A 24,947-nucleotide genomic window follows, 5' to 3' on the forward strand; every position below is an offset into this window, starting at 1 on the left:
ATCGAGGGGAGACGACAGTGACCGAGAACAGCGACACGAACACCGACATCGAGCCCACCTCGTCGACACGCGTGCGCTTCCGCGGCATCAGCCCGCGGGCCTACGAGCACCCCGCCGACCGCGGCGCGATGGCGACGCTGCGGGCCGTGCCGGGGGTGGCGTCGGTGCTGAAGGCCGTCGCGGGCATGTGGAACGAACGGGCCGAGCGGCTGTTCGCGGTCGCGTCGGCGATCCGGGTCGGGGAGAACCAGTACCCGAAGATCAACCGGCTGCGGCTCGACTGCGCCGAGACGCTCGACCTGGACACCACGCCGGACCTGTTCGTCACCCGGCACCCGGTCGCCAACGCGTACGCGATCGGCATCGACAAGCCGTTCATCGTGCTCACGACGGGGCTGGTGGAGGCGCTCGACCTGGAGAGCCTGCGGGTGGTGGTCGGGCACGAGACCGGGCACGTGCTGTCCGGGCACAACGTGCTGCGGACGCTGCTCATGCGCCTGCTGCGCCTGCAGGCCACCGTCCAGTGGGTGCCGATCGGCGCGCTCGGCCTGCGCGCGGTCATCGCGGCGCTCATGGAGTGGTACCGCAAGGCGGAGCTGACCGCCGACCGCGCCGGTCTGCTGTGCTCGCAGGACCCGGCCGCGGCGCTGCGCCAGCACGTCTACATGGCCGGTGGCACGTCGATGTCCGACATCGACATCCCGGAGTTCATGCAGCAGGCCAAGGAGTACGAAGAGGTCGACGACATCCGCGACAGCATCCTGAAGCTGATGACGGTCGAGAACATGAGCCACCCGTTCGCCGTCGTGCGTGCCGCGCAGCTGCAGCGGTGGGCCGCGTCGGAGGAGTACCGCGCGATCCTGGCCGGCGACTACCTGCGGCGCAGCGACGACCAGCCGTCGTCGTCGATGATGGACGACATCAAGTCGGCGGGCCGGTCGTACAAGGAGTCCTGGTCCAACTCGACCGACCCGCTCGCCAAGGTCCTCGCCGACGTCGGCGAGGCGATGTCGGGTGCCGCGGGCAAGGTGTTCAGCCGCTTCGGCGGCCGGAGCGAGGACGAGCCGAATGTCAGCGACGATCGATGACCTGACCACCAGCCGGCTCGGTGAGCTGCTCACGGACCCGGAACGCCGGGCGGACGCGGCGATCGCGCTGGGCCGTCGCGGTGCGCGGGAGTACAGCGGGCCGATCGCCGCGGTCTTGCCGACGCTGAAGGGGGCCGAGCATGCCGCGTTCGTGGTGGCGCTGGAGATGCTGGGCGACCCGTCGGTCGTGCCCGCGCTGCTGGAGCACGTCGACTGGGCCGCCCACCACGCGCTGGTCCGGCTGACCGGTCGCGATCCGCTGGTGACCGATCCGGACAACCTGCGGCAGGCGTGGGCGAACATCGACCTCACCGCACCCGCCCGGCCCGAGATCAGGGTGGGCGCGGTCGGTGCCACCCGCGCCGACCTCACGCTCCGAGACGGTCTCGGCAGGTTCCGCGTCGGCTTCCGTCAGAAGGCGTGGCCGCGCTGGAACAGGTCGCTGTTGATCGACGGAGTGCCGGTCTACGACGTCGGATCCACGTGCGGCACCTGCGAGACCTTGATCGCGCTCACCGGCTGGCCGGCGGGCGAGGTCGCCTCCGTGTCCGCGCGACTGCGTGACCGGATCGCCGACGTCACCGCGCTCGATGACGACCTCGTCGACGCGCTGCGACCGATGCTGGTCGCGTTGCCGAGTGGGCACTACCGGCTCCACCTGCTCGACCTCGACCTGGAACTGGTGCACGACCCCGCGGCGTCGTGGTGGCAGCGGCGCCACGACGAACGGCAAGAGACCGACGACGAGCCGTTCTGGCCGGGCACAGGGCACTTCCAGCTGCGTCGCCGGATACCGGGCCCCGTGCCCACCTACGGCGTGGTCATGCCGTCCAGTGAGCGGCGCGACCCGGACACCGTGGCCGTCCACCGCGCCGCGATCGAGCACGGCGCCCGGCCTGCCGCGTTGCTGTGGGGGTGGGTGGACGACCGGCATGTCGAGATGGCGTACCCGGAACGGTTCCTCGTGTCCGTCGTGCTCGACGGACACCACAAGCTGGTCGCCTACGCCGAGGCGGGCGTCCCCGCCCGGGCGGTGTTCGTGACGCGCCTGGAGGACAACTGGGGCCCGCCGGGTGAGCGGGACCGCTACCTCGACGAGGTGATCAGCGCGCTGCCAGCTCTTCGCTGAACACCTTCTTGCAGACCGGCGCGCAGAACGCGTAGAGCGTGCCGTCGTGCTCGAGGGTGAGGGTCGCCGTGGCGAGGTCGACGGTCATACCGCACACCGGGTCGATCGCCGTGCCCGGCGCGGCCTCCCGGTGTTCGCCGGAGGCGCGGTAGTCGTCGGTGATGAGGCGGGTGATGTCGGCCGAGTTCGTCGGGCGGCCGAGGGCACCGACGGCGTGCTCCTTCAGGCCCACGATCTGCACCTGGCAGTGCGGTTCGCGGTACAGGCGACCGGGATCGTCCTCGGTCGCCGCGATCGCCTCGGTGATCTTCGGGATCATGTACTCGCCGAAGCTCTTGTTGTTCCAGGAGCCGGGCACGGTCAGGCGGACCAGGTAGCGCGGCTCCTCGCCGTTGGTCACCCACGCCGCCGGCTCGTGGACCAGGACGTTGGTCAGCGTGCGGGCTTTGTCGAGCACGGCGTCCGGCGCGCTGTCGCCCGCGAGCAACTCGGTCAGCAGCAGGTTGCCCAGCCGCTCGCGCTGTGCCGCGGTGAGTGTGCCCGGGCGGGTGAACACCTCGACGGTCATCATGGCTTGTTCTCCTTCACTGGCAACAGGTTCAACAGTTCGTCGACCGACCACTGGTCGTAGACGTGGGTGCCGTGGTGGCTCGCGAGCACGCGGCCGTCCGGCGCGATCAGGAAGTCCGCGGGCAACCCGAAACGCCCGCTTTCGGGCCTGGGGGCGGGTTTCCGCTTGCGCACCACGTCCGGCAGCGCGACCGCGATGGCACGCACGATCGCGGGCCACGCCTTCGGGTGCAGCAGTGCCCTCGGCGCGGACTCGACGCCGAACTCGCGGTACAGCGCCTTCTCCGGGTCGGCGACCACGTCGAACGGCAGGTCGGCGACGTGTGGGCGCAGGTCGGCGACGGTCGAGTGGAACAGCACGACCTCGTGGACGCCCGCCGCCTCGACGTCGCGCTGCCGGGTCACGAACGACCGCAGGTGCAGGTTGCACACCGGGCAGCCCGCGAAGCGGCGGAACTGCAGGTGTGTCAGCCGATCCGGGTCCGGCACCCGCACCGGCCCGCCCGTGACCGTCACGAGCCGTCTGGGAGCAACGTGCTCCATGTGGTCCTCCTCGTGTAGGCGTACAACGTACATCTACGAGTATGCGCGTATCGCGTACGCTGTCAACTCGTGCCCCGGCCGCGCTCGCTCACCCCGGACCGCCTCGCGGCCGCCACCCTCGCGGTGGTCGACCGCGACGGCCTCGACGCGCTCACCATGCGCGCGGTCGCGAAGGAGCTGGGCATGGCGACCATGTCGCTGTACCGCTACGTCACCGACAGGGACGAGCTGGAGGTCCTGGTCGTCGACCACGTCCTGTCCGGTGTCAACCTGACCGTGCCGCCCGGGGACTGGCGGGCACGGATCACCGAGCTGCTCTCGCGCATGCGCAAGGAGGTGCTCGCGCACTCGGCGGTCGTGCCGCTGCTGTTGCGGCACCGCCACGCCGTGCCGTCGTCCATGGTCCTGATCGAGGCGACACTTGCGATCCTGACCGACGCGGGGTTCGCGGGGGAGCGGCGCGTGATCGCGCAGCGGACGATCATCGCGTACCTGTTCGGCATGCTGCAGAACGAGCACTACGGCCCGCTGTCCGGTGCGGGCACGGCGATCATGGCCGCACAGGAGCGGTTCCCGCTGCTGGCGGAGACCGCGGCACAGGCGCGGAAGGTGACCGGTGACGCGGAGTTCCACCAGGGACTGGAGGTCGTGCTGCGCGGTCTCGGTTAGGGGTGGGTCGCGGTGAAGGTCCGGCGGTCGCCGAGCGCAAGTTCACCCGGTCCAGCTACAAGGTCGAGTTGACCATCGCCACGCCCAACCGAGAGGGTCGAGAGACCCAACAGTGAGGAGACGACACATGGGGGCGACCTCGCGGGTCACTCGCCTAATGTTCGCCGCCGTGCTCGCGTCGGCCGCCGTCGCGGTCGGGATCACGCAGGCGAACGCGGACCAGGGAAACCAGCAGATCGTCGGCGGCGACCGGGCCAGCATCGCCGACCACCCCTACGTCGTGTACCTGACGACCGCCGACGGCTTCCAGTTCTGCGGCGGCACCCTCGTCGACGACAACAAGGTCGTCACCGCCGCCCACTGCACGGTGGGCAAGCAGCCGAGCGACATCGTCGTGGTCGCCGGTCGCGAGGACAAGGAGAGCACGGCGGGCATCGCCACTCCGGCCAAGCAGATCTGGGTCCACCCGGACTTCGCCGACGTCCGCTCCGGCAACGACGTCTCGGTGCTGACGCTGACCGATCGGGTGCCGTACGAGCCGCTCGCCCTCCCGAGGAAGGACGACGCCGAGCTGTACAAGGTCGGGCAACCGGGCCTGATCCTCGGCTGGGGCCGGGTCGCCGCCGACGGCCAGCCGTCGCGGTACCTCCTGAAGGCGAGCGTGCCGGTCATGGCCGACACCGCCTGCGCCAAGGCCTACCCCGGGTACAAGGCGCAGAGCATGGTGTGCGCCGGGCTCCCGGAGGGTGGGGTCGACTCCTGCCAGGGCGACTCGGGCGGCCCGCTGGTCGTGGACGGCAAGCTGGCCGGCATCACGTCGTGGGGCGAGGGCTGCGCGGCGGCGGGCAAACCGGGCGTGTACACGCGGTTGGCGGTCTACCGGGACGTGCTGGAGGACCAGGTCTGGGACGCCCTTCCACGGCCGGCGAGTGCGTGACGGTCGGCGGATCTGATATCCAGGGTTCGTGCTGTACTCCGCGAAGGGCGACGAGATCACCGCCGCCGAACTGTACCCGCTGCTCAGGCTGCGGGTGGACGTGTTCGTGGTCGAGCAGGAGTGTCCGTACCCCGAGCTGGACGGCCGCGACCTGTCGGCGTCGACCGTGCACGTGTGGTGGCGGCCGGGCGACGAGGTGCTCGGCTACCTCCGCCTGCTCCGCGACGACGACGGTACGCACCGCATCGGCCGCGTCTGCACCGCGCTGTCCGCCCGCGGCAGCGGCCTTGGCGCGCTGCTGATGAAGGCGGCGATGGACCGCGTCGGCGACGAGGCCGCCGTGCTGGCGGCGCAGACGTACGCCCTCGACTTCTACGCCCGCTTCGGCTTCGTCCCGGAAGGCGACCGCTACCTCGAGGACGGCATCGAACACCAGACGATGCGCCGTGCCGCGGTCACCGGGGCGCGTGCTTGACGATGACGTCGATCGCCCGGTCGATGTCGGCATCCGACAGGTCGGCGCGGGCGGTCAGGCGTAGGCGGGAGATGCCGTCCGGGACCGACGGGGGCCGGAAGCAGCCCACCCAGACGCCCGACGCGCGGCAGTCGTCCGCCCACTGAACCGCCTGCTCCGGGGACGGGGCCAGCACCGACACCACCGCCGCGGCCGGGTCGGTGACCTTCAGGCCCGCGTCGCGCAGCCGTAACGCGAAGGTCAGCGCCACCTCGCGCACCCGCTCCGGCAGCGCCGGGTCCTCCTTCAGCAGGTTCAGCGCCGTCAGCGCGGCCGCCGTGCTCGACGGGGCCAGGCCCGTGTCGAAGATGAAGCTGCGGGCCGAGTCGATCAGGTGCTTGATCACCCGGCGCGGGCCCAGCACCGCGCCGCCCTGCGCGCCGAGTGCCTTCGACAGCGTCACGGTGGTCACCACGTCCGGCTCGCCGATCAGGCCCGCGTCCGCCACCGCGCCACGGCCCCCGTCGCCGAGCACGCCGAGGCCGTGTGCGTCGTCGACCACGAGTGCGGCGCCGTGCGCACGGCACGCCTCGTGCAGTTCGCGCAGTGGAGCCAGGTCACCGTCCACAGAGAACACCGAGTCGGTCACCATGAGTGCCCGTTCGGTGCGGCGTGTCTTGAGCGCGTGCGTGACGGCCCCCACGTCGCCGTGTTTCATCACCGCCACGTCGGCGCGGGACAGGCGGCACCCGTCGATCAGCGACGCGTGCAGGTAGGCGTCGGTCACGATCGCCGAGCCCTTGCCGGACAGGGCGGTCACGGCCCCCATGTTCGCCATGAAGCCCGACGAGAACACCAGCGCGGCCTGTGTGCCGCAGAACTTCGCCAGCTCGTGCTCCAGCTCGATGTGCGCCTCGGTAGTACCCGTGACCAGGCGAGACCCGGTGGCACCGGCGCCCCAGCGCAGCGTGGCGGCCGCGGCGGCGCCGGTTACCCGCTTGTCGCGGGACAGGCCGAGGTAGTCGTTGCCCGCGAGGTCCAGCACGTCGGAGTCGGCGCGGCGGGGTCGCAGCTGCCGCGTGAGCCCGGCGCGGCGGCGTTCGTCCGCGCGGGTGTCGAGCCAGTCGAAAACCGAGGTCACGCCGTCGAGTCTGACACCCCGCCCGTCGCGACCTGATCGAGCCCTTGTTGGCAGGTGGATAACAGTTCGGCGTGATCCTTGCCCGGGGGGATTTGGGCGGTTACCGTCCGGTTCTGCCGTGATCGACGTCACAACCCCGGAGTGGCGATGGCAATGGTGCCGGTCTTGTCGGTCAACAACCTCGAGGTCGTGTACGACGACGTCGTCCTCGTCCTCCGCGGCCTCTCCCTCGACGTGCCCGACGGCGCGATCGTCGCGCTGCTCGGCGCCAACGGCGCGGGCAAGACCACCCTGCTCCGGGCCGTCACCGGCCTGCTCGTCGCGCACCGCGGCAAGATCACCAAGGGCACCGTGACCGTCGCGGGCGACGACCTCACCGGCGCGGACCCCGCCGACGTCGTCCGCAGGGGCGTCGCCCAGGTCATGGAGGGACGCCGGGTCTTCGCCGAGATGTCGGTCGAGGACAACCTGCGCGCGGGCGGGCACTCCAGGAAGAAGGCCGAGTACCGCGAGGACGTGACCAGGGTCTTCGATCTGTTCCCGGTGCTCGCGCAGCGCCGCCGCAGCACGGCCGGGTACCTGTCCGGCGGCGAGCAGCAGATGCTCGCGATCGGCCGCGCGCTCATGGCCCGGCCGAGGCTGCTGCTGCTGGACGAGCCGTCGCTGGGGCTCGCGCCCCGGCTGGTCGAGCAGGTCCGCGACATCGTCGTGCAGATCAACGGGCAGGGCACGAGCGTGCTGCTGGTCGAGCAGAACGCCGTGATGGCGCTGTCCATCGCGAGCTACGGCTACGTCCTGGAGGTCGGCAAGGTCGTCCGGGACGGCCCGGCCGCCGAGCTGCTGGACGACGAGGACATCCGCGAGTTCTACCTCGGGTCCGCGCCGGACTCGGGTCGTCGGTCGTTCGCCGAGGTCAAGAGCTACCGGAGGAAGAAGCGATGGAGCGCGTGAGCGGGGCGAACCAGGACGCCGTGAGCGCGCCTCTTCTGGAGGTGTGGGACCTGACGCTGCGGTTCGGTGGCGTCACGGCACTCAACGGTGTCAGCTTCACCGTCGGCCGCGGTGAGCTGTTCGCGGTCATCGGCCCGAACGGCGCGGGCAAGACGTCGATCTTCAACTGCCTCAACGGCGTCTACCGCCCGCAGCGCGGCACGATCACCCTCGACGGGAAACGGCTCAACGGGCGCTCACCGGCGACCATCGCCGGCATGGGCGTCGCCCGGACGTTCCAGAACCTCGGCCTGTTCGAGCAGCTCACGCTGATCGAGAACCTGATGCTGGGCCGCCACCACCTGATGCGCACCGGCATGCTCGCCGGGATGGTGTGGTGGGGCCGCGCCAGGCGCGAGGAGGTCGACCACCGGGCGGCGTGCGAGGAGATCGTCGAGCTGCTGGAGCTGGAGCCCTACCGCCGCACCCCGGCCGGGCTGCTGCCCTATGGCGTGGCGAAACGCGCGGAGCTGGCCCGCGCGCTGGCGATGGCGCCGACGCTGCTGCTGCTGGACGAGCCGGTGGCGGGCATGAACGTCGAGGAGACCGAGGACATGGCCCGCTACCTGGTGGAGGTCCGCCGTGAGCTGGACCTGGCGATGATCCTCGTCGAGCACGACACCCGGCTGGTCATGGACCTGGCGGACCGGGTGCTGGCGCTGGACTTCGGCACGCCGATCGCGATGGGTGCGCCCGAGGAGATCCAGCGCGACCCGAAGGTCGTCGAGGCGTATCTCGGGGGTGCGGCATGACGGGGACACCGGCACGGACGCTCTGCGCCCGGCTGCTCGAACACGCGCGGGAGCGGCCGGACGAGGTGGCGATCCGCGAGAAGCACCGCGGGATCTGGCGTGAGTGGACGTGGGCGCAGTACGCGCGGCGGGTCGCGAACACCGCGGCCGGGTTGCGTTCGCTGGGCGTCGGTCCCGGTGACCGGGTCGCGATCCACGCGGAGAACCGGCCGGAGTGGGTGATCGCCGACCTCGCGGTGCAGGGGCTGGGCGCGTGCGCGGTGGGCGTGTACCCGACGTCGCCCGCGGCCGAGGTGGAGTACGTGCTGGCGCACTCGGAGACGTCGGTGCTGATCGCCGAGGACGAGGAGCAGCTGGACAAGGCCCTGGAGGTCCGCGAGCGGCTCCCGTTGCTGCGGCACGTGGTGGTGATGGACCCGCGCGGCGTGCGCGCGGAGGTGCTCACGTTCGCCGACATCGAGAAGGACGAACCCGATTCCGTTACGGCGTACGAGGAATCGGTCACGGCACTCGACCCGGCCGCGACCGCGATCCTGGTGTACACGTCCGGCACGACCGGCCCGCCGAAGGGCGCGATGATCTCGCACGCGAACCTCGTGGCGGCGGGCGAGACGGCGGTCGCGCTGGGTACGCGGCAGGGCGACGAGGTGCTGAGCTACCTGCCGCTGTGCCACGTGGCGGAGCGGCTGATCTCGGTGATCGACGGCGTGTGGGTGCCCGCGGTGGTCAACTTCGGCGAGGGCGGCCCGTCGTTCCCGCACGACCTGCGGGACGTGCAGCCGACCGTGTTCCTCGGCGTGCCACGGGTGTGGGAGAAGATGCTGGCGACGGTGGAGATCCGCATGGCGGACGCGTCGCGGCTCAAGCGGATGCTGTACCGGACGTGTCTGCGGCAGGGCCGCCGCGTGGCACCGCGCCGGATGGCCGGGCGTCTGTCGCTGGTGGACCGGGTCGTGGCCGGCCTGTGCGAGGTGCTGGTCTTCCGCGCCCTGCGGGAGAAACTGGGCATGTCGCGGGTGCGGGTGCCGCTGTCCGGCGCCGCGCCGATCGCGCCGCAGGTGCTGGAGTACCTGTGGGCCATCGGGATCCCGGTCCGCGAGGGCTACGCGCAGACCGAGAACACCGCGATCTGCACGCTGACCCCCGAGGACGACATCCGCCTCGGTTCGGTGGGCAGGGCGCTGCCCGGTGTGGAGGTGCGGATCGCGCGGGACGGCGAGATCCTGACCCGCTCGGCGGGCGTGTTCCAGGGCTACCTCAACGACCCCGTCGCCACGAAGTCCACAGTGGACGAGGACGGCTGGCTGCGCACCGGCGACGTCGGCGAGCTGACCGAGGACGGCTTCCTGCGGATCACCGACCGCAAGAAGGACATCATCATCACGGCGGGCGGCAAGAACGTCTCCCCGTCGGAGATCGAGAACCGGCTGAAGGTGTCCCCGTTCGTCCGTGAGGCGGTCGTCATCGGTGACCGCCGCAAGTACCTGACCGCGTTGATCGGCATCGAGCTGGACACGGTGGGCAACTGGGCGTCCCGCAAGGGCATCCCGTACACCACGTACGCCGACCTCACCACGAAGGACGAGGTGCGGGCGCTGATCGACGAGGTCGTCCGCGCGGTGAACGAGGAACTGGCGCAGGTGGAACGCGTCAAGCGCTTCACGTTGATCGCGAAGGAACTGGACCACGAGGACGGTGAGCTGACCGCGACGCAGAAGGTGAAACGCACGGCGCTCGCGCTGCGCTTCGAACCGGAGATCGAGGCGATGTACCGGTGACCGGTTTCCTGACCAACGTGTTCGCGGGCCTCGCGCTCGGGTCCACCTACGCGCTCGTCGCCCTCGGGTTCGTCGTCATCTACAAGTCGACGGGCGTCATCAACTTCGCGCAGGGCGGGTTGCTCGCGCTGGGCGCGTACCTCGGCTACACGTTCGCCGACAACCTCGCCATCGCGTTCGCGGTCTCGATCCTGCTGGCGTGCGCGGCCGCCGCCATCGTGGGCGCGAGCGTCGAACGGTTGGTGCTGCGGCGGATGGTGGGCCAGCCGCCGTTCGCCGTCATCATGATCACCATCGGGTTGCTGTTCGTCATCGAACCGCTGATCACCGCGATCTGGGGGTTCGACAACCTCCCGCTGTCGAACCCGTGGAACATCCAGACCGTCGAGGCGGGCGGGCTCGTGCTCGGCGTCCGGGACCTGTGGACCATCGGCATCACGGCCGCGGTCGTCGTCGCGTTCTTCCTTTTCTTCCGGTACACGCGTATGGGATTGGCCATGCGGGCCACCGCGTTCGACCCCGAGGCCGCGCTCGCACAGGGGATCTCCGCGCGCCGGGTGTACGCCACGTCGTGGGCCATCGCCGCCGCGCTCGCCGCGCTCGCGGGCATCACGCTCGCGGCGGGGCCGGGTGGGCTGTCACCGTCGATCAGCTTCATCGCGCTGGCCGCCTTCCCGGCGATGATCCTCGGCGGGCTCGACTCACCGGCGGGGGCGGTGCTCGGCGGCGTGATCATCGGGCTCGCCGAGGCGCTCACCCGCGGCTACCAGGACCAGCTGTTCTCCTGGGCGGGCGCGAACGTCTCGCTGATCGTCCCGTACCTGCTCATGATCGTGATCCTGCTGATCCGGCCGTACGGGTTGCTCGGCACCAAGGACGTGAGGCGGATATGAGCGGAGCTTGCGGAGCGAATCATCGGACACAGGGCGACCGCGAGCGGCTCCCCGGAGCCTGCGAGGGGGAGTCGTGAGCAAGGCGCACCGCAACATGGTTCGCTCCTACGGGCAGGACCTGCGGCTGTTCGGTTCGCCGATGGCCAAGGCAGGCCTCGCGCTGATGCTCGTGACGCTGCTCGTCCTGCCGACCGTGGTGCAGGACGACTTCTGGCTCTCGGTCCTCATCTACTCGGGCATCACCGCCATCGGCGCGATCGGGCTCAACCTCCTCACCGGCTACTGCGGGCAGATCTCGCTCGGCCACGCGTTCTTCATCGGTGCCGGTGCGTACGTGGCCGCGGTCGTCGGCGGTGACCTCGAACTGCCGCTTCCCGTGTGGCTGCTGGCCGCCGCCGCCCTCGGCGCCGTGCTCGGCGGGCTCATCGGACCGTTCGCGCTGCGGCTGCGCGGCCACTACCTCGCGATCGTCACGCTCGGGCTGATCTTCATCGGCGAGCACCTCTGGCGGAACCTGCGCGACGTCACCGGCGGCAACAACGGCACGTCCGTCGGCGCGCAGGCCACCATCGGGCCCGTCGACCTCGGCGCGCTCGAGATCGCGGGCGAGAACTACTCCCGCAACCAGGGCTACTTCTGGCTCGTCTGGGCGCTGGTCGCGATCATCGCCCTGCTGGCCAAGAACCTCGTCCGCACCCGTCCCGGCCGTGCGTTGCGCGCGGTGCGGGACCACGACCAGGCCGCCGAGGTCATCGGCGTGCGCGCGGGCCGGTACAAGATCGGCGCGTTCATGGTGTCGAGCGCGATCGCCGCGATGGCGGGCGCGCTCTTCGGGTCCTACCAGCAGCACGTCAGCCCCGACGACTGGACGTTGCTGCTGTCCATCCAGTACATCGCGATCATCATCGTCGGCGGCCTCGGCACGATCTTCGGGTCGATCCTCGGCGCGATCTTCGTCGGGGCGCTGCCCGCGCTCATCGACGAGTACAGCTCCGCCATCCCCGGCGTCGCCACCGAGGCGGGCGGTGACGGGTTCATCTCCGTGTTCGCCCTCAACCAGGCCATTTTCGGCCTGTTGATCGTGCTGTTCCTCGTCTTCGAACCCAGAGGCCTCGCCGGCATCTGGTTCCGGGTCAAGGCGTACTTCAAGGCCTGGCCCTTTTCCTACTGACGCAAGGAGGCGTCACATGGCACGGAAGGTCGCGGCCCTGGCACTGGGGTTCGCACTCACCCTCACGGCCTGCGGGGGAGCCGGAGAGGACGACGGCGGTGGCGGCGGTTCGGCGGGCGCGCCCGGCAACACCGCCGGATTCGACGGCAAGACCATCAAGCTCGGGGTGCTGACCCCGTTGTCGGGCACGGTCGCCGTGATCGGGCAGCCGCTGACCGCGGGCAACGAGGTGTGGTTCGAGGCGCTGAACGACAAGGGCGGCGTCGCGGGCAAGTACCAGGTGGAGCTGGTCCAGGAGGACACCCAGTACAAGACGGACATCGCGGTCCAGAAGTACAACAAGATCAAGAGCGACGTGGTCGCGTTCACCCAGGTGCTCGGCACCGCGCCGACCCTGGCCGTGCTGCCGCAGCTCAGGACGGACAAGATCCTCGCCGCGCCCGCGTCCCTGGACGCGTTGTGGGTGCGGGAGGACAACCTGCTGCCGGTGGGCGGCCCGTACCAGGTGCAGGCCATCAACGCGATGGAGTACTACTTCAACGACGGCGGTGGCACCACGAGCGACCGGATCTGCACGATGATCCAGGACGACGTGTACGGCGAGGCGGGCCAGCAGGGCATCGACTTCGCCGCCGAGAAGTACGGCTTCAAAGTCACCAACACGCAGCGGTTCAAGGTCGGCACCGAGAACTACGCCGGCCAGATCGGCGCGCTCGCGGGCGCGAGCTGCCAGATGGTGTTCCTCGTCGCGACGCCGTCGGACGCCGCGAAGATCTGGGGCACCGCCGCGCAGGCCCGGTTCGCGCCGCAGTGGTTCGGGCAGTCGCCGAGCTACACCGGTGCGCTCGCGAAGTCCGCGGTGGCGCCGTACATGCAGCAGTCCGTGCTGATCGTGTCCGAGGGCACCGAATGGGGCGACAGCTCCGTGCCCGGCATGACGCAGATGGTCGGCGACGCCGAGAAGCACGCGCCCGACCAGGAACCGGACTACTACTTCGCGTTCGGCTACAACCAGGCCCGCGCGATGACCGCCGTGCTGGAGAAGGCCGTCGAGCTCGGTGACCTGTCCCGCGAGGGCATCCTGCGCGCGTCGGCCGAGCTGGGCACGGTGAGCTTCGACGGGCTGACGGGCGACTACCGGTACGGGCCCGCGGCCGACCGGAACCCGCCCAGGTCGAGCACCATTTTCGGAGTCGACCCGGCCAAGCCGTTCGGCCTGAAGAAGATCAAGTACAACTTCTCCTCCGACGCCGCCAAGGAGTTCGAGTTCAAAAAAGCCGATCTCTGATAACGATTAGTCCGAAAATTTCACGCGCGTTCATGTCGTTCGTGGTCGAATTGGTACATGGCGGCGACCGTGACCCTGATCGGGCTCGCCGGGGGGCAGCTCCCGTGCGGCGCCGCTCCGGCGCTCGCGTCGGCGCGGCTGGTGGTCGGGTTCGCGGCAGCGCTGAACACGGTGCGCGCGACCGCGCGAGTGGGTGGCGGACCCGGAGCGCCACGCACCATCGAGGTGCCACGCGCGCCGGGCCTGCCCGACACGGCCCTGGACGCGCTCGCGGCCGCGGTCGCCGCGGGCGAGCCCGCCGTGGTGCTCGTGCCCGGCGACCCCGGGTACTTCGGCGCGCTGGGTGCGCTGCGGGACCGGGGACTGCCGACCGAGTGCCTGCCCGGGGTGACGGACGTGCAACGGGTCGCGGCGCTCATCCAGCGGCCATGGGACGACGTGTGCGTGGTCAGTGCGCGGGGTGTCGACTTCCGCAAGGCGGCCAACCTGTGCCGGGCACGGCCCGCGGTCGGTGTGCTGACCGGGCCGGACGCCGGGCCCGCCGAACTGGCCACCGCGCTCGCGGGCTGGCGCAGGACCCTCGTGGTGCTGGAGGACGTCGGCGGGCCCGCCGAGGAGCTGTCCATCGTGGACCCCACGGAGGCGGCCGGGCGCGCGTGGCGCTTCCCGAACGTGGTGCTGTGCCTGTCCTACCTCGACCGGGTGGGCACACCGGGCTGGCTCGCGGGGTGGGCGCCGTCCGTGCGCCAGGAGGACCTCGGCGCCGCACCGGAGGCGTGTGCGCTGGCACAGGCGTTGCTGGCGCCGCGGCCGGGCTCGCTCGTGTGGGACGTCGTGGCGGGCGCGGGCGGGATCGCCATCGAGGCGGCACGCCGGGGTGCGGCGGTGATCGCCGTCGAGCACGACTCCGGCCGGTTGGTGCGGCTCCGCGCGAACGCCCAACGGCACGGGGCCGACATCCGGCTGATCGACGGGAGCGTGCCGGAGGCGCTGTACGGGCTGCCGCGACCGGACGGGGTGTACCTGGGGACCGCGCGCGCCGACGTGGTGGAGACGTGCGTGGCGGCCGGTGCCGACCGCATCGTGGTCGAGGTACAGGATCTGGGCAGCATCGGACCCGCGCGTGACGCGCTCGCCGACGGCGGCTACGCGGTGGACGGGCGACTGCTGTCCTCGGCGCCACTGCTCGGCCTCGCGAGCGGTGGCGCCGCGGTGGAAACGGCCACGTCAACGTTGCTGTTGTGGGGCACCCGGCGGTAAGTCCATCCGATCGTCGGGTGCCGATCCCACGCGACGAACCCGCTGGTCACAGCCTTGTTCTCGGCCGCGTTCACCCATCCGGCCTACAACCTTCTGCCGTTGTGGCGGGCTGTGAGCGCCTTGTAGCCATAAGTCAGCTCGTGGGCACAACGAGCCTGAACAAGGGAGAAGAGGCATGGCTGAGGCAAGGCGCCTGCTACGCCTGATCGGGGTTGCCGCAGCGGCTCTCGCAACGGTCGGCATCGCCGGCACGGCCACCGCGGCCGCCGACGACGTCACGCCGATGATCATCGGTGGCGAGGAGACCACCATCGAGGAGAACCCGTTCGCCGTGGCGCTGACCACGCCGGACGGCTTCCAGTTCTGCGGCGGCACCATCGTCGCGCCGAACAAGGTCGTGACCGCGGCCCACTGCACCGAGGGCAGCTCGCCCGCGGACATCCAGGTCGTGGCCGGCCGGACCTCGCTGTCCGCGGGCGGTGGCACCACGGCGGGTGTCACCGACATCTGGATCCACCCGGAGTGGAACTCCAGTGCACTGCAGAACGACGCGTCGGTCCTCACGCTCGACACCGAGCTGGCCGAGGCGCCGTTGCCGCTCGCGTCGCCGGACGACGCGGACCTGTACGCGGCAGGCGCGAACAGCACGGTGCTCGGCTGGGGCACGACCGAGAGCGGGTCCACGTCGGACGTGCTCCGCAAGGTCGACGTCCCGGTGGTCGCGGACGACACCTGCGCGGAGTCGTACGCGGACCAGTTCGACGCCGCCTCGATGGTGTGCGCCGGCCTGGCCGAGGGCGGCAAGGACAGCTGCCAGGGCGACTCCGGTGGCCCGCTGGTGGGCGTCACGGCTGACGGCACCCGCAAGCTGATCGGCATCGTGTCGTGGGGCCAGGGCTGCGCCGAGCCGAACTACTACGGCGTGTACGGCCGGGTCTCCGCGTTCCACGACGAACTGCAGGGCCAGATCGGCTGATCATCTCCTCAGGCGAAGGACCGCTCCTGGTGTCAGGGGCGGTCCTTCCATTTGATGGAACAGCCGATGCTCGGCAGTTGTCCGACGTCGACCGGTTCGCCCGCGAGCACCGAGGCGACGGCGTCGCCCAGTTCGTCCCCGGTCACGGGCACCCCGTTGCCGGGGCGTGCGGCGTCGAGGCGGCCGCGGTAGACGAGCGTGCGCGCGCTGTCGTAGAGGAAGAAGTCGGGCGTGCACGCGGCGTGGAAGTCGCGCGTGGCGGTCTGTTCGGGGTCGGCGACGTACGGGAACGTCCACTGCCAGGCCGTGGCGTTGGCCGCCATGTGCTCGGGTGCCTCGTCGTCGCGGACACCGGCGTTGGGGTTGATCCCGATCACCCCGAGCCCCTGCCGCCGCCATGCCGCGGCGAGCGCCCCGAGCCGCGGCCCGACGTGTTTCACGTAGGGGCAGTGGTTGCAGACGAACGCGACGAGCGTGCCGCGAGGGCCCGCGACCCGGTCGAACGACCAGGTCGTGCCGTCCGGCTCGGCGAGTTCGAACGCGGGTGCGGGGCTGCCGAGCGGGGCCATCGTCGAAGGTGTGGCGACCATGACCCGACGATACCGACGCCCGTGGGGCATGCTGTCGGCCATGAGTGAGTCGCACTACCTGGCCGGACTCGACCTGGCCGGTCGCCGGGTCGTGGTCGTCGGCGGCGGGACGGTGGCGCAGCGCAGGCTGCCGAGGCTGGTGTCGTCGGGTGCCCGGGTGGAGGTGATCTCCCCGTCGGTGACGCCGTCGGTGGAGGCCATGGCGACGTCCGGCCAGGTCGGGTGGCACGAGCGCCCGTACGCCGACGGTGACCTCGAAGGCGCCTGGTACGTGCTGTGCTGCACGTCGTCCCGGTCCGTGAACGAGGCCGTGTCGGCGGAGGCCGAGCGACGGCACGTCTTCTGCGTCCGCGCCGACGAGGGCGCCGCGGGCACGGCGGTCACCCCCGCGACGGGCAACCACGACGGCCTGCTCGTCGGAGTGCTGGCCGGTGGCGCGTTCCGCCGGTCGGCCGCCGTCCGGGACGGGCTGCTGTCCGCGTTGCGGGCGGGTGCCGTCCCGGTGGCGGGCACGCGCCCGCACGGGGTGGCCCTCGTCGGTGGCGGCCCCGGCGACCCGGACCTGATCACGGTGCGCGGCCGCAGGCTGCTGGGGTTGGCCGACGTGGTGGTGGCCGACCACCTGGCGCCGGGCGCACTGCTGGAGGAACTGGACCCGTCGGTGACGGTGATCGACGCGGCGAAGCTCCCGTACGGGCGCGCGGCGTCCCAGGACGCGATCAACGAACTGCTCATCTCCCACGCCCGCGAAGGCCGTTTCGTGGTGCGGCTCAAGGGCGGCGACCCGTACGTCTTCGGGCGGGGTTTCGAGGAGCTGCTGGCCTGCGCGGCCGCGGACGTGCCGGTGACCGTCGTGCCGGGCGTGACGTCGGCGTTCGGTGTGCCGGCGGTGGCCGGTGTGCCGGTGACGCACCGGGGGGTGGCGCACGAGGTCGTGGTGGTGTCGGGGCACGTGCCGCCGGGGCATCCGACCTCGTTGGTGGACTGGCAGGCGTTGGCGGCGCTGAAGGGGACGTTGGTGCTGCTGATGGCGGTGGAACGCGCGGGCGCGATCGTCGCCGCGCTGCTGGAGGGCGGTCGCGCGCCGGACACGCCCGCCGCGGTGATCCAGGAGGGGACGACGGCGAACCAGCGCGTGGTGAAGTCTACTTTGGACAAGCTGGCGGATGAGGTTGTCGCACAGGGGATTCGGCCGCCCGCGATCATCGTGATCGGGTCCGTTGCCGCGCTGGGCGGGTGACCTTGGGCGGCCTCCGGCCCCCGATTTCCAGCGTACCGTTGGGGAACGACAGTTCCGGTCGTCGATTGGCTGGTTGTCCACAGCGGGGTCGGTTGTCCACATTCGTCGCGTGACCGCGCCGGATTGTCGGTGCCGTTCGGTAGCGTGGATTTCGGGGGCCGGAGGCCGTGGGGGTCCGCCGGACGGGCCTCCTCGCCGGAGGGCTGATCTCGGGGAGGGGCCTTCCGATTTGGGTCTCGGGGTTTCTTTGGCAGGCCGTCTTTGTGGGCTTGCGCCCGGCTTGCGCGGGGTGCTGCAGCGCTTCGATGTCCTGAAAGACGCCTCCGGGGCATCGGCGCAGCTCGTTGTGTCGCTTCGCGGGCGAGGGTCGATGATGCGCGTCGGCCCCCGGCTCGGGGGCCGGGGGCCGACGCGTGTGTGGTGGGTCAGCGGTCTCGGTTGCGGTCCGAGCGGGCGCGGCGCGGGTTGAAGCGTTCGCGGTTGCGGTTGCCCTGGCCTCGGTAGCCACCGCCCTGGCGGGCGCGCGGTGGGCGCTTCGTCTGCTCCTGCTCGACGATCGGCTCGCCGCTCGGGACGCGGGCGCCCGTGATGCGGACCAGGTCGTCGTCGCCCGGGGTGACCTTGGTGCTCTTCGGGCGGACGCCTGCCTGCTCGGTCATGCGGAACACCGTGCGGCGTTCCTGGTGGGTCGCCACCGTGACCACGGTGCCCGACTCGCCTGCCCGGGCCGTGCGGCCCGCGCGGTGCAGGTACGCCTTCGGGTCCGCGGGCGGGTCCACGTGCACGACGAGGCTCACGCCGTCGACGTGGATGCCGCGGGCCGCGACGTCCGTCGCGATCAGGACCGGGAGCGAGCCTTCCTTGAAGTCGCCGAGGACTCGGTTGCGGGCGCCCTGCGTCTTGCCGCCGTGGAGCGCGCCCGCGCGCACGCCGATCGAGCGGAGCTTCGCGGTCAGGCGGTCCACGTGGTGTTTGGTGCGGAGGAACATGATCGTGCGGCCCTCACGGGCGGCCATCTCCGCGATCACCGCCGGCTTGTCCTCTTTGGACACCAGCAGCACGTGGTGGTCCATGGTGGTCACACTGGCCTTCGCGGGCTGCACCGAGTGCGTCACCGGGTCGTGCAGGTAGCGGGTGACCAGCTGCTGCACGTCGCCGTCCAACGTGGCCGAGAACAGCATCCGCTGGCCGTCCGGCGTCAGGTCGAGGATCGCGCGGACCTGCGGGAGGAAGCCCATGTCGGCCATCTGGTCGGCCTCGTCGATCGCGGTGAACGCGACCTCGTCCAGGACGCACGTGCCCTGGCGGACGTGGTCGGACAGGCGGCCGGGCGTGGCGATCAGCAGGTCGACACCGCGGCGCAGCGCGTCCGACTGCTTCACGAACGACATGCCGCCGACGACCGTGCGGCACCACAGGCCGAGCGCCTTCGCGAGCGGCATCAGTGAGTCGCTGACCTGCATGGCCAGCTCGCGCGTCGGCACGAGCACGATCGCGCGCGGGTGCTTCGGGCGGGCCCGGCCACCGTCGAGACGGGACAGGAGCGCGAGTCCGAACGCGAGCGTCTTGCCGGAGCCGGTCTGGGCACGGCCCAGGACGTCCCGCCCGGCGAGTGCGTCGGGGAGCGTCGCGGCCTGGATCGGGAAGGGCTTGGTGATGCCGGCCTTCGCCAGCTCCGCGGACAGCTTCGCGGGCAGCCCCAGCTCGTCGAACGAGTCGATGTCGGGGATGGGGCTGGTGGGGATCTCGTCGAACGCCGAGGCCAGCGCGTGGTCGACGTGCGGGCGGCGGTCGAAGTTGTTCTTGCTCACTCGGCTGCGAGGCTTGCGTGAGCGGTGGCCGGCAGACGCCGACCGGTTGTGCATCGTGGTCACTAAGGTCCTCTCGGGACTTGGCGCGTCTCGGAGAACCCTGATCTGATCAGGGGCACGGACGAGCCCGGCGCACGTTACGCCGAAATACGTGGTGGTCACCGCTTGCCGATCCGGCGCTTCTCCGCCGGGCGGGGGAGCGGCACAGGGTCCGCTCGCGGTGCGATCTCCAGTTTACCTTGACCCCGATGTCGAACGGCGCGCGGCACCGCGTGCCACCTGCCAGGACGGGTCATGGGGCCGGACGGCCCGCCCCCTGCACGAACGGCCGGACCGTGCGTTTGATTCCCGGCTCCGGGCTCGGCATGCGGATCATGACGTTCGCCACACCGCGGGTGGGTGGGGGCCCCGCCGACCGGGTGGTGCCGGTCGGCGGGGGTCACCTCCCCCGGGTCTTGGTCAGTCCAGGCCTGCTGCCTCGATCAGCTCCTCCGTCAACGTCGTGGGGTTGGCCTTGTCTTCCGGAAGGCCCTTCGAGCGGAACCAGCCCGACACGTTCGCCACGTCCCTGGCCAGGAACTCCAGCCCTCTCGGGTTCGCCACCAGATCCACGATCTGCGGCAGGTCGATCAGGACGAGCCTGCCCTCGTGGACCAGGAGGTTGTATGCCGACAGGTCGCCGTGGGTCACGCCCTCGATCGCCAGCAGGGACAGCACGCCGGTCAGTTGGTGCCACAGGTCCTCCAGCGCCTCGCCTGCCGGGCGTAGTTCCGCCAGGCGTGGGGCCGCCGAACCGTCCTCGTCACCCAGGTACTCCATCAGCAGCTCGGTGCCGCTGCGCTGAACCGGGTACGGGACCGGGGCACCGATCGACCACAGGCGCGACAGCGCGGCGAACTCCGCCACCGCCCACTGTTCCGCGATCAGGTTGCGCCCGAACGCCGTCCGGTTGGCCATCGCGCGCATCTCCCTGCTCCGGCGCATTCTGCGGCCTTCCAGGTAGCCCGCGTCTCGGTGGAACAGACGGTGTTCGTTCGACCGGTAGCGTTTCGCGGCCATCAGGCAGCCGCGGTCGGTGTCCGGCACCGCCCGCTGTATCAGGTAGACATCTGCTTCCTTGCCGGTTTTCAGCACTCCCAACTCGCTGTCGGCCGCGGCCAGTTCCGTCACCACCCAGCCCGGCCTCGGGCTCGGGCCCTGCTCGCTGTCGGCCCAGGTGGACCAGCGGTCGGCGCCCTCCGGTAGTGGTGGGGCTGCCTCCGCGTTCTCCCGGACCGCCGCCAGCCGGATGCGTTCCTGTTCGGTCAGCCGGCCCGCTCGCGTCTGGATCGGGTCGGACTCGGCTTCCGTGCGGCGCGGCCTGCGTGGGCGGGAGCGGCGCTCCTCGTACGGGCTTTCGTCGTCCAGAAAGTCTTCGAAATCGTGCCTGCGCACTGGTGGGTTCTCCTCAAGAAGATGTGTGAGCGCCCCACCAAGGCGCGCGTCGCGACGACTGCTCAGTGGGACGGGCGGACGAGGGCGTGCCACGTCCAGGCGACCTTGCTAGCCACTGGCACCTCCCTGCTGTCCGCCGATCACCGACCGGCGCCTGTCAACGACGGCACGCAGGTTCTCAGGACCCGCTGCCGTGCAGCAACCGATTTATTCAGTCGTGTGGCGACCCCACGCAGAACTCGTTGCCCTCGGGGTCCTGTAAGACCGTCCACGTGAGGCTGGGCATCTCGTGTGTCTCGCCCACCGTCGCACCGAGCGACTCCAGGCGCTTGACCTCGCCCTCCCTGTCGCCGGTCGCTAGATCGAGGTGCACGCGGTTCTTGCCCGTCCGCTTCTCCGCCACCTTCTGCAGGCCGACGTACACCTGTCGCCCGTCGCCGCGGGACCGCAGCTGCACGTACCAGCCGTCGGCGTCGAACACGACCTCCAGGTCGAGCGCCTTCGTCCAGAACTCCGCCAGCTGCCGGGGTTCGGCGCTGTCGATGGTGATTCCGCCGATGTCGAGGTTCATGTCGCGCACGCTACGGGCGACCACCGACAAAAATGGCTCTCGTGCGGACCATTGACTGGCGGGATCACCACATCGTGGCGATCGATCAGACGAAGCTACCCAACGAAGTCGTCGTCCTGGACATCTTCACCGTCGAGGACTTGGTCGACGCCATCCGGCGGTTGGCCATTCGGGGGGCTCCCGCGCTGGGAGTAGCGGGTGCCCTCGGGGCTGCCATGGCGGTGCTCGGCGACCCCGGACGGCGGGACGCCGACCTGGCCGCTCTCCGGGCCGCGCGGCCGACCGCGGTGAACCTCGCCTGGGGAGTCGACCAGGTCGTCGCCCACCTGCCGGACGGGCCGGACGCCGTGGTCACCACCGCGCTGGCGATCCTCGAGTCCGACGCCGCGCGCAACAGGGCGCTGGGCGAGCGGGGTGCCGACTGGCTGGTCGACCAGGTCGACGGACCCATCGCGGTACAGACGCACTGCAACGCGGGCGCGCTGGCGTGTGTCGAGTGGGGCACGGCACTGGGCGTGGTCCGGTCCCTGCACCTGCGGAACCGGCTCCGCCACGTCTACGTCGACGAGACCCGTCCGCTGCTGCAGGGTGCCCGGCTCACGGCGTGGGAGCTGGCGGAGATGGGTGTCGGGCACACGCTCGTCGTCGACTCCGCGGGCGCGACCGTGCTGGCCAGGGGGCTCGCACAGGCGGTGGTGGTGGGCGCGGACCGCATCACCGCGAACGGGGACGTGGTCAACAAGATCGGCACGTACCCGCTGGCTTTGGCCGCCGCTCGGGCCGGGGTGCCGTTCCTGGTGGCCGCGCCGGAGTCGACCGTCGACCCCGCGCTGGCGTCCGGCGCGGACGTCGAGATCGAGGTACGGGACGGCCGGGAGATCCTGGGCGGGCTGCCGGACACGCCGACCCTCAACCTCGCGTTCGACGTCACCCCGGCCGACCTCGTCACCGCGATCGTGACCGAGGACCGGCTCGTGCGGCCGGCCGCCGGTGAGCGCCTCGCATAACCCGCCTGCGCTGGCAGGGGGTCGTTCACTACCCTTTGCTGCACGTTTCCCGCACAAGGAGTACTGCCGTGATCACCAGGATGTCGTCGCTGTTCCTGCGCACGCTGCGTGAGGATCCGGCGGACGCCGAGGTGCCCAGCCACAAGCTGCTGGTGCGCGCCGGGTACGTCCGCCGCGTCGCACCGGGCGGTTACTCCTGGCTGCCGCTGGGCCTGAAGGTGCTGCGCAACGTCGAGCGCGTCGTCCGCGAGGAGATGGACGCGATGGGCGCGCAGGAGATCCAGTTCCCGGCGCTGCTGCCCCGCGAACCCTACGAGGCGACCGGCCGCTGGACCGAGTACGGCGACGCCCTGTTCCGCATCAAGGACCGCAAGAAGGCGGACTACCTGCTCGGCCCCACCCACGAGGAACTGTTCACGCTCACCGTTAAGGGGGAGTACAGCTCGTACAAGGACTACCCGGTCGTGCTGTACCAGGTCCAGACGAAGTACCGGGACGAGGCACGGCCCCGCGCGGGCATCCTGCGCGGCCGCGAGTTCCTCATGAAGGACTCGTACTCGTTCGACCTGGACGACGACGGGCTCGCGACGTCCTACCTGAAGCACCGCGACACCTACATCAGGATCTTCGACCGGCTCGGCCTGAAGTACGTGATCGTGTCCGCCATGTCCGGCGCGATGGGCGGGTCCGCGTCCGAGGAGTTCCTCGCCGAGGCGGAGACCGGTGAGGACACGTTCGTGCGCAGCACGGAGTCCGGCTACGCGGCCAACGTGGAGGCCGTCGTGACGCCCGCGCCCGCCGCGCAGCCGATCGACGGCAGGCCCGCCGCGCAGGTGCACCACACGCCCGACACGCCGACGATCGAGACCCTGGTCGCGTTCCTCAACTCCGCGGACCTGGGCCGGGAGTTCACCGCGGCGGACACGCTCAAGAACGTCCTGCTGAAGACCCGTGGGCCCGGCGAGGACAAGTGGGAGCTGCTCGCGGTCGGCGTGCCCGGCGACCGCGAGGTCGACATGAAGCGCATCGAGGCGGCGCTGTCGCCGCGCGACGTGGCCATCCTCGAGGAGGCCGACTTCGCCGCCCACCCCTTCCTCGTGAAGGGCTACATCGGGCCGAAGGCCCTGCAGGAGAACGGGGTCCGCTATGTCGTCGACCCCCGCGTGGTCACCGGCACCGCGTGGGTGACCGGCGCCGACAAGGCCGACCACCACGTGGTGGACCTGCTGTGCGGGCGCGACTTCACACCGGACGGCACGATCGAGGCCGCCGAGGTGCGGGAGGGTGACCCCTCGCCCGACGGGCAGGGCACGCTCGTCGCCGCGCGCGGCATCGAGATCGGGCACATCTTCCAGCTCGGGCGCAAGTACGCGAACGCGTTCGGGCTCGACGCGCTCGGGGCGGACAGCAAGCCGATCCGGATCACGATGGGTTCGTACGGCATCGGGGTGTCGCGGCTCGTCGGCGTGATCGCCGAGCAGTCGCACGACGGGCAGGGGTTGATCTGGCCTCGTTCGGTCGCGCCCGCGGACGTGCACGTGGTGATCGCGGGCAAGGGCGACGAGATCCGCGAGGGTGGCGAGAAGCTGGCCGCCGACCTCGACGCCGCCGGTCTTTCGGTGCTGCTCGACGACCGGACGGCGATGCCCGGTGTGAAGTTCGCGGACGCGGACCTCATCGGCGTGCCGACGATCGTCGTGGTCGGGCGTGGCCTGGCCAACGGGGTCGTCGAGGTCAAGGACCGCGGCACGGGGGACCGGACCGAGGTCGCGGTCGACGACGCGGTGGCGCACCTGACCGCGCTGGTGCGCGGCTGACGACACTGTGGAACGGCCGCCGGGCAGCGCGCTCGGCGGCCGTTTCGCTGCGTGGGGAGAGGCGGCCAAACCCCCTTACGCCAGCAGGGCTTTCGCCACCGCGGGGGTGTCCGACAGGTCCGGTAGCGCCACGTGTGCGCCCGACTCGGTCAGCTCCTCCACCGTGTAGCGGCCCGTGGCCACGCCGACCGTCGTCGTGCCGTGGTGCAGGCCCGCTGCCACGTCGTGCGGGGTGTCGCCGACGACGACCACCGAATCGAAGGCCGTGGCGTGCTTGGACGCCGCCTGACTGATCGCGGCCTCGACCAGGTCGTGGCGGTGCTCGGACAGGGAGCCGTAGCCGCCGATCTCGAAGTCGATGTGGTGGTGCAGGTCGAACGCCTCGAGCTTGTAGCCCGCCAGCACCGGGAGGTTGCCGGTGACCAGGGACTGCACCACGTCCTCGCGGGACGCCAGCTCCGTCAGGATCTCCCGGGCCCCGGCCAGTACCCGACCCAGCCGCGGCAACGACTCGCGGTCCTGTTCGGCCAGCGCGGTGAGCGCCGCGAAGAACCGTTCCACCCGCTCGTCCGAGTGCTCGAAGCCGTGTGCGGTCAGGAACTCACGGGCCAGCGACCGTTCCGTCCGGCCGGGGAACGAGGGAAGGTGCGCGAGTGGCACGCCGGCCACCTCGGCCAGCGCGTCCGCGTACCAGCGCCTGCCGATACCCGAGTAGTCGACGAGGGTCAGGTCTATGTCCCACAGCACGAGCGTTCTCACTCCGCCATCGTGACATGCACCACCGACAGCGAGAGAAATTCAACATCAGTTGACCCACGTTGCGGGACGGGCGTACGGT

General features: G+C 70.9%; 24 protein-coding genes. 16 read left to right on the forward strand and 8 right to left on the reverse strand.

Annotation, left to right across the window (positions count from 1 at the left end):
• The first annotated feature begins 17 nt into the window (after window positions 1-17).
• Together ACIBVP_RS23065 and ACIBVP_RS23070 are read left to right on the forward strand one after the other, a co-directional pair.
• Window positions 18-1,088 (forward strand): M48 family metallopeptidase, encoded by a 1,071-nt coding sequence (locus ACIBVP_RS23065; protein WP_396108305.1) that lies wholly within the window; start codon window positions 18-20, stop codon window positions 1,086-1,088.
• Window positions 1,069-2,217, forward strand: coding sequence for a hypothetical protein (locus ACIBVP_RS23070; protein ID WP_396108306.1), 1,149 nt, complete (start codon window positions 1,069-1,071; stop codon window positions 2,215-2,217). Before ACIBVP_RS23065 ends, ACIBVP_RS23070 begins: the two co-directional genes overlap by 20 nt.
• Here ACIBVP_RS23070 and ACIBVP_RS23075 read toward each other — a convergent pair.
• Together ACIBVP_RS23075 and ACIBVP_RS23080 are read right to left on the reverse strand one after the other, a co-directional pair.
• Window positions 2,192-2,788 carry a YHS domain-containing protein gene (locus tag ACIBVP_RS23075; RefSeq protein ID WP_396108307.1) on the reverse strand — a complete coding sequence of 199 codons (597 nt, stop codon included), beginning with the start codon at window positions 2,786-2,788 and terminating at the stop codon, window positions 2,192-2,194. The genes ACIBVP_RS23070 and ACIBVP_RS23075 overlap by 26 nt on opposite strands.
• The gene (locus tag ACIBVP_RS23080; protein ID WP_396108309.1) at window positions 2,785-3,330 is read right to left on the reverse strand and encodes a peroxiredoxin-like family protein; all 546 of its coding nucleotides are present in this window, start codon (window positions 3,328-3,330) and stop codon (window positions 2,785-2,787) included. Before ACIBVP_RS23080 ends, ACIBVP_RS23075 begins: the two co-directional genes overlap by 4 nt.
• A gap of 69 nt (window positions 3,331-3,399) precedes the next feature.
• On the opposite strand from ACIBVP_RS23080, the gene ACIBVP_RS23085 reads away from it, so the two are divergent.
• The 3 genes from ACIBVP_RS23085 to ACIBVP_RS23095 all read left to right on the forward strand — a co-directional run bounded on the left by ACIBVP_RS23085 (window position 3,400) and on the right by ACIBVP_RS23095 (window position 5,411).
• Entirely contained in the window at window positions 3,400-3,999 is a 600-nt protein-coding gene (locus tag ACIBVP_RS23085) for a TetR/AcrR family transcriptional regulator (RefSeq protein WP_396108310.1), read from the forward strand.
• A gap of 157 nt (window positions 4,000-4,156) precedes the next feature.
• A complete protein-coding gene (locus tag ACIBVP_RS23090) occupies window positions 4,157-4,936 on the forward strand; it encodes a S1 family peptidase (RefSeq protein ID WP_396108311.1) in 780 nt (259 codons plus the stop codon).
• Between the two features lie 28 nt (window positions 4,937-4,964).
• On the forward strand, window positions 4,965-5,411 hold the full coding sequence (locus ACIBVP_RS23095; protein ID WP_396108312.1) for a GNAT family N-acetyltransferase: 447 nt from the start codon (window positions 4,965-4,967) through the stop codon (window positions 5,409-5,411).
• Here the strand turns inward: ACIBVP_RS23095 and ACIBVP_RS23100 are convergent.
• Window positions 5,392-6,531, reverse strand: a complete 1,140-nt coding sequence (locus ACIBVP_RS23100; protein ID WP_396108313.1) for an 8-amino-7-oxononanoate synthase — start codon at window positions 6,529-6,531, stop codon at window positions 5,392-5,394. The two genes, ACIBVP_RS23095 and ACIBVP_RS23100, sit on opposite strands and share 20 nt — an antisense overlap.
• Window positions 6,532-6,678: 147 nt before the next feature.
• Here ACIBVP_RS23100 and ACIBVP_RS23105 point away from each other — a divergent pair, with 147 nt between their 5' ends.
• From ACIBVP_RS23105 to ACIBVP_RS23140, 8 genes are all read left to right on the forward strand, one after another.
• Entirely contained in the window at window positions 6,679-7,482 is an 804-nt protein-coding gene (locus ACIBVP_RS23105) for an ABC transporter ATP-binding protein (RefSeq protein ID WP_396108314.1), read from the forward strand.
• Complete coding sequence (locus tag ACIBVP_RS23110) at window positions 7,470-8,273, forward strand: ABC transporter ATP-binding protein (RefSeq protein ID WP_396108315.1); 804 nt, start codon at window positions 7,470-7,472, stop codon at window positions 8,271-8,273. Before ACIBVP_RS23105 ends, ACIBVP_RS23110 begins: the two co-directional genes overlap by 13 nt.
• Window positions 8,270-10,051: an AMP-dependent synthetase/ligase gene (locus ACIBVP_RS23115; protein ID WP_396108316.1), complete on the forward strand. Its 1,782-nt coding sequence runs from the start codon at window positions 8,270-8,272 to the stop codon at window positions 10,049-10,051. The genes ACIBVP_RS23110 and ACIBVP_RS23115 overlap by 4 nt, the downstream gene beginning before the upstream one ends.
• Window positions 10,048-10,944: a branched-chain amino acid ABC transporter permease gene (locus ACIBVP_RS23120; RefSeq protein WP_396108317.1), complete on the forward strand. Its 897-nt coding sequence runs from the start codon at window positions 10,048-10,050 to the stop codon at window positions 10,942-10,944. Before ACIBVP_RS23115 ends, ACIBVP_RS23120 begins: the two co-directional genes overlap by 4 nt.
• Window positions 10,945-11,017: 73 nt before the next feature.
• Complete coding sequence (locus ACIBVP_RS23125; RefSeq protein ID WP_396108318.1) at window positions 11,018-12,115, forward strand: branched-chain amino acid ABC transporter permease; 1,098 nt, start codon at window positions 11,018-11,020, stop codon at window positions 12,113-12,115.
• A 16-nt stretch (window positions 12,116-12,131) separates the two neighbouring features.
• On the forward strand, window positions 12,132-13,403 hold the full coding sequence (locus ACIBVP_RS23130; RefSeq protein ID WP_396108319.1) for an ABC transporter substrate-binding protein: 1,272 nt from the start codon (window positions 12,132-12,134) through the stop codon (window positions 13,401-13,403).
• Window positions 13,404-13,460: 57 nt separating this feature from the next.
• Window positions 13,461-14,663 carry an SAM-dependent methyltransferase gene (locus ACIBVP_RS23135; RefSeq protein ID WP_396108320.1) on the forward strand — a complete coding sequence of 401 codons (1,203 nt, stop codon included), beginning with the start codon at window positions 13,461-13,463 and terminating at the stop codon, window positions 14,661-14,663.
• 175 nt (window positions 14,664-14,838) lie between these two features.
• A complete protein-coding gene (locus tag ACIBVP_RS23140; RefSeq protein WP_396108321.1) occupies window positions 14,839-15,639 on the forward strand; it encodes a S1 family peptidase in 801 nt (266 codons plus the stop codon).
• Window positions 15,640-15,671: 32 nt separating this feature from the next.
• Here the strand turns inward: ACIBVP_RS23140 and ACIBVP_RS23145 are convergent, their stop codons facing one another.
• Window positions 15,672-16,229 (reverse strand): thioredoxin family protein, encoded by a 558-nt coding sequence (locus ACIBVP_RS23145; protein WP_396108322.1) that lies wholly within the window; start codon window positions 16,227-16,229, stop codon window positions 15,672-15,674.
• A 40-nt stretch (window positions 16,230-16,269) separates the two neighbouring features.
• Between ACIBVP_RS23145 and cobA the strand changes: the two genes are divergently transcribed.
• The gene (gene cobA, locus ACIBVP_RS23150) at window positions 16,270-17,469 is read left to right on the forward strand and encodes a uroporphyrinogen-III C-methyltransferase (protein ID WP_396108323.1); all 1,200 of its coding nucleotides are present in this window, start codon (window positions 16,270-16,272) and stop codon (window positions 17,467-17,469) included.
• A gap of 425 nt (window positions 17,470-17,894) precedes the next feature.
• On the opposite strand, the gene ACIBVP_RS23155 is transcribed toward cobA, so the two are convergent.
• From ACIBVP_RS23155 to ACIBVP_RS23165, 3 genes are all read right to left on the reverse strand, one after another.
• The gene (locus ACIBVP_RS23155) at window positions 17,895-19,334 is read right to left on the reverse strand and encodes a DEAD/DEAH box helicase (RefSeq protein WP_396108576.1); all 1,440 of its coding nucleotides are present in this window, start codon (window positions 19,332-19,334) and stop codon (window positions 17,895-17,897) included.
• Between the two features lie 405 nt (window positions 19,335-19,739).
• Entirely contained in the window at window positions 19,740-20,714 is a 975-nt protein-coding gene (locus ACIBVP_RS23160; protein ID WP_396108325.1) for a serine protein kinase RIO, read from the reverse strand.
• A 211-nt stretch (window positions 20,715-20,925) separates the two neighbouring features.
• The gene (locus tag ACIBVP_RS23165) at window positions 20,926-21,285 is read right to left on the reverse strand and encodes a VOC family protein (RefSeq protein WP_396108326.1); all 360 of its coding nucleotides are present in this window, start codon (window positions 21,283-21,285) and stop codon (window positions 20,926-20,928) included.
• A gap of 32 nt (window positions 21,286-21,317) precedes the next feature.
• On the opposite strand from ACIBVP_RS23165, the gene mtnA reads away from it, so the two are divergent.
• Together mtnA and ACIBVP_RS23175 are read left to right on the forward strand one after the other, a co-directional pair.
• Entirely contained in the window at window positions 21,318-22,292 is a 975-nt protein-coding gene (mtnA, locus tag ACIBVP_RS23170) for an S-methyl-5-thioribose-1-phosphate isomerase (RefSeq protein WP_396108327.1), read from the forward strand.
• Window positions 22,293-22,360: 68 nt separating this feature from the next.
• Window positions 22,361-24,109 (forward strand): proline--tRNA ligase, encoded by a 1,749-nt coding sequence (locus ACIBVP_RS23175; protein ID WP_396108328.1) that lies wholly within the window; start codon window positions 22,361-22,363, stop codon window positions 24,107-24,109.
• A gap of 75 nt (window positions 24,110-24,184) precedes the next feature.
• On the opposite strand, the gene ACIBVP_RS23180 is transcribed toward ACIBVP_RS23175, so the two are convergent.
• The gene (locus tag ACIBVP_RS23180; RefSeq protein WP_396108329.1) at window positions 24,185-24,868 is read right to left on the reverse strand and encodes an HAD family hydrolase; all 684 of its coding nucleotides are present in this window, start codon (window positions 24,866-24,868) and stop codon (window positions 24,185-24,187) included.
• Window positions 24,869-24,947: the final 79 nt, after the last annotated feature.

The organism is Actinophytocola sp. NPDC049390, assembly GCF_044466355.1.
GTDB lineage: Bacteria > Actinomycetota > Actinomycetes > Mycobacteriales > Pseudonocardiaceae > Actinophytocola.